This window comes from Dactylosporangium sp. NPDC051485 (genome assembly GCF_040682015.1).
Taxonomy (GTDB): Bacteria; Actinomycetota; Actinomycetes; order Mycobacteriales; family Micromonosporaceae; genus Dactylosporangium.
On the sequence record NZ_JBFAZW010000217.1, the window covers coordinates 1 to 6,194 of the forward strand.

Consider the following 6,194-nt stretch of genomic DNA (forward strand, 5'->3'; position numbering starts at 1 on the left):
ACCTGCTTGCCGGCCACGCCGTTCACCGACGCCCAGTTGGTGGCCTCGGTCTCGTCGTTGATCTTGGGGAGGTTGACGCCGTCACCCGTGGCCACCGAGCATGGGCGGCAGCTCGCCGGCGCGGGCCCGCAGCGCCGCCGCGTCCAGCTGGGCCGGGACCACCGCGGCCCGCGCCCCGCCGAAGGCCGCGTCGAAGAGGGCCAGCCCGGCCTCGGTGCTCAGCGGGGCGATGCCGCCGCGGGCCATGCGCCGCCGGTCGGCCTCGTCGAGGTGCCCGGTCAGCCCGGTCGCCTCGGCCCAGAAGCCCCAGGCGAGGGAGGTGGCCGGCCGGCCCTGGGCCCGCCGGTGGTGGGCGAGGGCGTCGAGGTAGGCGTTGGCGGCGGCGTAGTTGCCCTGGCCGGGGGAGCCGAGCACGCCGGACACCGAGCCGTAGGCGACGAACGCGGCGAGGTCGAGGTCGCGGGTCAGCTCGTCGAGGTGGGCGGCGGCGACAGCCTTGGGCCGCAGCGCCGTTCGGAGGCGCTGCGGGGTCAGGTCGCCGATCAGCCCGTCGTCGAGCGCCCCGGCGGCGTGGACGACGGCGGTGAGCGGGTGCTGCGGCGGGATGGCGGCCAGCAGCCCGGCCAGCGCCTCCCGGTCGGCGACGTCGCAGGCCGCCACCGTGATCTCGGGACCCATGGGTGCTGTGCCGCCGCTTCGGCTGGCCAGCAGCACGTGGCGCATGCCGTGGTGGGCGACCAGGTGCCTGGCGAGCAGGGTGCCGAGCACACCGGTGCCGCCGGTGATGAGGACCGTGCCGTCGGGGTCGAGGGGGCGGGGGACGGTCAGGACGAGCTTGCCGGTGTGGCGGGCCTGGCTGAAGTACCGCATCGCCTCCGGCGCCTCGCGCACGTCCCAGGCGGCGATGGGCAGCGGGGCCAGCTCGCCGGTGGAGAAGAGCCCGGTCAGCTCGGCCAGGATCTCCCGCACCCGGTCGGGGGAGACGGCGGTGAGGTCGAACGGGTGGTACCCGGCGCCGAGGCCGGTGCGCACGTCGGTCTTGCCCATCTCGATGAACCGGCCGCCCGGCCCGAGCATCCCGAGCGAGGCGTCGATGAAGTCCCCGGTGAGCGAGTTGAGCACCACGTCGACGGTGGGGAACCGCTCGGCGAAGGCGAGGTCGCGGGAGTTGGCGGTCCGCTCGCCGGGCAGGCCGAGCTCGCGCAGCGCCGGCCACTTGCGGGCGCTCGCCGTGCCGTAGACCTCGGCGCCCAGGTGCCGGCCCAGCTGGACGGCGGCCATGCCGACGCCGCCGGCCGCCGCGTGGACGAGCAGGGACTCGCCGCGCCGCAGCCCGGCCAGGTCGACCAGGCCGTAGTAGGCGGTGACGAAGGCGACCGGCACGGCGGCGGCCTGGGCGAACGACCAGCCGTCGGGGATCCGGGCGAGCAGGCGGTGGTCGGCGACGGCGACCGGGCCGATGCCGCCGGAGATCAGGCCCATGACCCGGTCGCCGGGAGCGTACCCGGTGACTCCGGGCCCGACCTCGGTGACGAAGCCCGCGCCTTCCGCGCCGACGAGGGCCTGGCCCGGGTACATGCCGAGGCAGATGAGCACATCGCGGAAGTTGAGCCCGGCGGCCCGCAGCGCGATGCGCACCTGCCCCTCCCCGAGCGGCCCGGTGGCGGCCTCGAACGGCACGAGCTCGAGCCTGTCGAGCGTCCCGGTCCCGGTGGTCTCGAGCCGCCAGGCGGGCGCGTCGGGCGGGGTGAGCGTGGGCTGCTCGGCCGCCCGGGTGAGCCGCGGCGCGAGGAGCACCCCGTCCCGCCACGCCAGCTGGTCCTCGCCCGCGGCCAGTGCGGCCCCGACCAGCCCCGGATCCGGGTCGGGGCCACCGTCGAGGTCGAGCAGTGCGAACCGGCCCGGCTGCTCGGTCATGGCGGTGCGCACCAGACCCCAGACGGGCGCCTGGTCGAGGCCGGGCACGTCCTCGCCGGGCCGGGTGCCGACCGCGCCGCGGGTGACGACGACCAGCCGCCCGGCCGTGGAGCTTTGCAGGGTCTCCAGTGCCCAGACGGTCGCATCGGTCCCTTGTGGACAGTAGGCCGTCTCCGGTGGCTCCGCCGCGGTCCCGCTCGGCGGCACGGCGGTCCAGTGCACGCGGAACAGGGCGTCGGGCCGCTCGGCCGCCATCGCGCGCAGGGCGATCCCGTCGATGGAGAGGATCGGCTCGCCGAGGGCGTCGGCAATGCCCACCCGGTGCTGCCGCATGTCGAGCCGAACCCGGATCGCGGTGGCGTCGGTGACGGCGCGGTGCAGGGTCACCCCGGTCCAGGAGAACGGTAGGCGCACCGGCTCGCTGCCGGGACCGTCGGCGGCGGCCACGTGCAGGGCGGCGTCCAGCAGGGCGGGGTGCAGGGCGAAGCCGCGGGTCGGGGTGTCGTGCGGCAGGCCGATCTCGGCGTACCGGACGTCGCCGGCCGACCAGGCCGCCCGCACGCCCTGGAACAGCGGGCCGTAGTCGTATCCGGCGCCCGCGAGGACGTCGTAGAGGTCGGTGACGTCCAGCGGCAGGGCCCCGGGCGGCGGCCAGGCGACCAGGTCATCCGCCGGTTCCCCGGACGACGGGCCGACGAGCCCGGTGGCGTGCCGGGTCCATGGCTCGTCCTCGCCGGCCTGCGAGGAGATGCCGGCCTGCGGGGAGATGCCGGTCTGCGAGGGGATGCCGGTCTGCGAGTAGATCTCGACCGTGCGGCGGTTGGTCAGCGGGTCGGGGGCGCCGATGAGCATCTGCAGCCGCACGTCGCCGCGCTCCGGCACGAGCAGTGGTTGCTGCAGGACGAGCTCGTCCAGCCGGTGACCGGCGTGCAGGGCCAGCTCGACGAGGGCGGCGCCGGGCACGATGATCGTGCCGTTGACGGCGTGCTGGGCCAGCCACGGGTGGGTGGCGAGGGACAGCCGTCCCGTGTAGATGGTCAGCGGGGGCTCGGCGGTGGCCACGGCGGCGCCCAGCAGCGGGTGGCCGGTCGGCCGCAGGCCCAGCCCGGCCGGGTCGGCGCCGGGCCGCGCGGCCAGCCAGTAGGTGGCCCGCTCGAAGGGGTACGTCGGCAGGTCCACCTGCCGCCCGCCCGGCCCGAGCGCGGACCAGTCCGGCACGACCCCGCGCGCGTGGGCCATCGCGGCCGCGGCGACGAGCTGGCTCGGGCCGCCGGCCTCGCGGCGCAGGGTGCCGATGGCGGCGGCTCGGGGCAGCGTCTCCTGGATCACGGCGGTGAGCACCGGGTGGGGGCTCGCCTCCAGGTACGTCCAGTGCCCCAGCCCGGCCAGCCGCTCCAACGTCTGCCGGAACAGCACCGGGCGGCTGAGGTTGTCGGCCCAGTACTGCGGCCCCAGCGTCGTGGTGTCGACCGGCTCCCCGGTGACGGTGGAGTAGAACGGGATCTCGGCCGGCTTCGGCTCGATCCCGGCGAGGTCGGCCAGGATCCGCTCGCGCAGCGGCTCCATGTGCGGCGTGTGGCTGGCGTAGTTCACCGGGATCCGCTTGCCCGGCAGCCGGTCCAGGGCCTCGACGGCACCCGCGACCACGGTCGTCGTGGGGCTGTTGTGCGCGGCGATCCACGCCCCCTCGGGCAGCTCGATCCGGTCGGCCGGCAGCTGGACGGACTGCATGCCGCCGGTCCCCGCGACGAGGGTCAGCGCCCGGGCCCGCAGGGCGACCACCCGGGCCGCGTCCTGCAACGACAGGGCGCCCGCGATGTGGGCGGCGGCGATCTCGCCCTGGGAGTGCCCGACGACGGCGTCGGGCCGGATGCCCAGGTCGAGCCAGCGCCGGGCGAGGGCCACCACGACGGCGAAGAGCGCGGGCTGTACGACCTCGACCCGCTCCTGCAGCGCCGGGTCGCGCAGCGCGTCGGCCAGCGACCAGTCGACGTGCGGGGCGAGGGCGGACGCGCAGGCGTCGAGGTGGGCGGCGAAGGCCGGGTCCCGCTCGGCCAGCTCGACCGCCATCCCCGGCCACTGCGAGCCCTGCCCGGGGAAGACCAGCACCACCTTGCCCGGCGGCGCCGTGGTGGCGTTGCGCACGATCGACTCCGGCAGCGCCGCGCCCGGCTCGGCCTCCGCGATCAGGCCGAGGCCGGCCCGGAGGTCGTCGAGGACGATCGCGCGGTGCTCGAAGGTGGCCCGGTTGGCCAGGGTGCGGGCGACGTCGGCGGGGTCGAGGCCGGGGTGGGCGTCGAGGTGCCCGGCGAGCCGCCGGGCCTGCTCGCGCAGCGCCTCCGGGGTGCGGGCGCTGAGGATCCAGGGCAGCTGTGGCCCGGGCTGTGGCTCCTCCAGGTCCCGCGGCGGCTCCTCCAGCACCAGGTGCGCGTTGGTGCCGCTCACCCCGAACGAGGAGACGCCGGCCCGCCGCACCCGCTCACCGGCCGGCCACGGCACCGCCTCGGTCAGCAGCGCGGCCCGGCCGGCCGCCCAGTCCACGTGCGGGCTGGGCGCGTCCACGTGCAGGGTCGGCGGCAGCACCCCGTGGCCCATCGCCAGCACCATCTTCATGACCCCGGCGATGCCGGCCGCGGCCTGGGTGTGCCCGAGGTTGGACTTGATCGAGCCGAGGCGGAAGGGCTCGTCCCGGTCCTGCCCGTAGGTGGCCAGCAAGGCCTGGGCCTCGATCGGGTCGCCGAGCGTGGTGCCGGTGCCGTGGGCCTCGACGGCGTCTACGTCACAGGGCTGCAGCCGGGCGTCGGCGAGGGCCCGGCGGATCACCTTGCGCTGGGAGGGGCCGTGCGGGGCGGTGAGGCCGTTGCTGGCCCCGTCCTGGTTGATCGCGGAGCCGCGGATGAGGGCGAGCACCGGGTGGCCCAGGCGGCGGGCGTCGCCGAGCCGCTCGACCACGACCAGGCCCATGCCCTCGGAGAAGCCGGTGCCGTCGGCGGCGGCCGCGAAGGCCTTGCACCGCCCGTCGGGCGAGAGCCCACGCTGGCGGCTGAACTCGACGAACAGGTGCGGCTGGGCGATCACCGTGACCCCGCCGGCCAGCGCCAGGTCGCACTCGCCGCGCCGCAGCGACTGCACCGCCTGGTGCAGGGCGACCAGCGACGAGGAGCAGGCGGTGTCCACCGTGACCGCGGGACCTTCCAGGCCGAGGGTGAAGGCCACCCGGCCGGACGCCACCGAGGTGAGCGAGCCGGTCATGAGGTACCCGTCGAAGTCCTCGGCCTCGTGCGCGTAGTCGGCGAACATCACCCCGGCGAAGACCCCGGTGGCGCTGCCCTTCAGGGTTCCGGGATCGATCCCGGCCCGCTCCAGCGCCTCCCACGCCCCCTCCAGCAGCAGCCGCTGCTGCGGGTCGGTGGCGAGGGCCTCGCGCGGGCTGATGCCGAAGAACGTCGGGTCGAAGTCGCCGGCGTCGGGCAGGAAGCCGCCGTCGCGCACGTAGCTGCAGCCGGACCGGCCCGGGTCGGGGTCGTAGAGCGCGTCGAGGTCCCAGCCGCGGTCGGCCGGGAAGCCGGTGATCGCGTCGCGCCCGGCGGCCAGCAGTTCCCACAGCTCCTCCGGGGTGTGCACCCCGCCCGGGAAGCGGCACGCCATCGACACGATCGCGATCGGCTCGTGCTCGCGGGCCTCCACGTCGAGGAGCCGCTGCCGGACCTGCCGCAGCTCGGCCGTGGTGCGCTTGAGGTAGTCGCGGAGCCGCTCCTCGTTGCTCATCGGTCCATCCCCAGCTCGTCGTCGAGGGCGCTGAACAGTTCGTCGTCGGTGACGTCGTCGAGGTCGGGCCGCCCGGCCGCGGGCTCGGCCACGTTCCAGGCCCGCCAGATCGCCCGCAGGCGCTCGGTCACCCCGGCCCGCACCCCCTCGTCGCCGACCCCGGCGGCGAGCGCGGCCGCGACCCGGTCCAGGTCGGTCAGGACGGCGGGCACCTCGGCGGCCTGCGGTGCCCCGCCGAGCTCATCCGCCAGGTGTACGGCGAGAGCCTCCACCGTCGGGTGGTCGAACACGAGCGAGCCGGGCAGACGCAGGCCGGTCGCCCCGCCCAGCCGGTTGCGCAGCTCGATCGCGGCCAGCGAGTCGAACCCCAGCTCCTTGAAGGTTTTGGCCGGCTCGACCGGGTCGGCGTCGCCGTAGCCGAGGGCGACGTACAGCTGCGGGGACACGGTCTTGCCGGTCTGGCCGACCTGGTACTGGTGCGGGTAGAAGCCGGAGTCGACGGCCGCGCG

General features: G+C 76.1%; 2 protein-coding genes. Both read right to left on the bottom strand.

Annotation, left to right across the window (positions count from 1 at the left end):
• Positions 1-81: 81 nt before the first annotated feature.
• Complete coding sequence (locus AB0M46_RS50725) at positions 82-5,685, bottom strand: beta-ketoacyl synthase N-terminal-like domain-containing protein (RefSeq protein WP_363348858.1); 5,604 nt, start codon at positions 5,683-5,685, stop codon at positions 82-84.
• The coding region (locus tag AB0M46_RS50730) for a phosphopantetheine-binding protein (protein ID WP_363348860.1) at positions 5,682-6,194 on the bottom strand (513 nt) is incomplete at its 5' end. The genes AB0M46_RS50725 and AB0M46_RS50730, both read right to left, overlap by 4 nt.

Coding starts and splice junctions, on each gene's coding strand:
- AB0M46_RS50725 (WP_363348858.1), bottom strand. CDS start 5,685: ATGAGCAACGAGGAGCGGCTCCGCGACTACCTCAAGCGCACCACGGCC.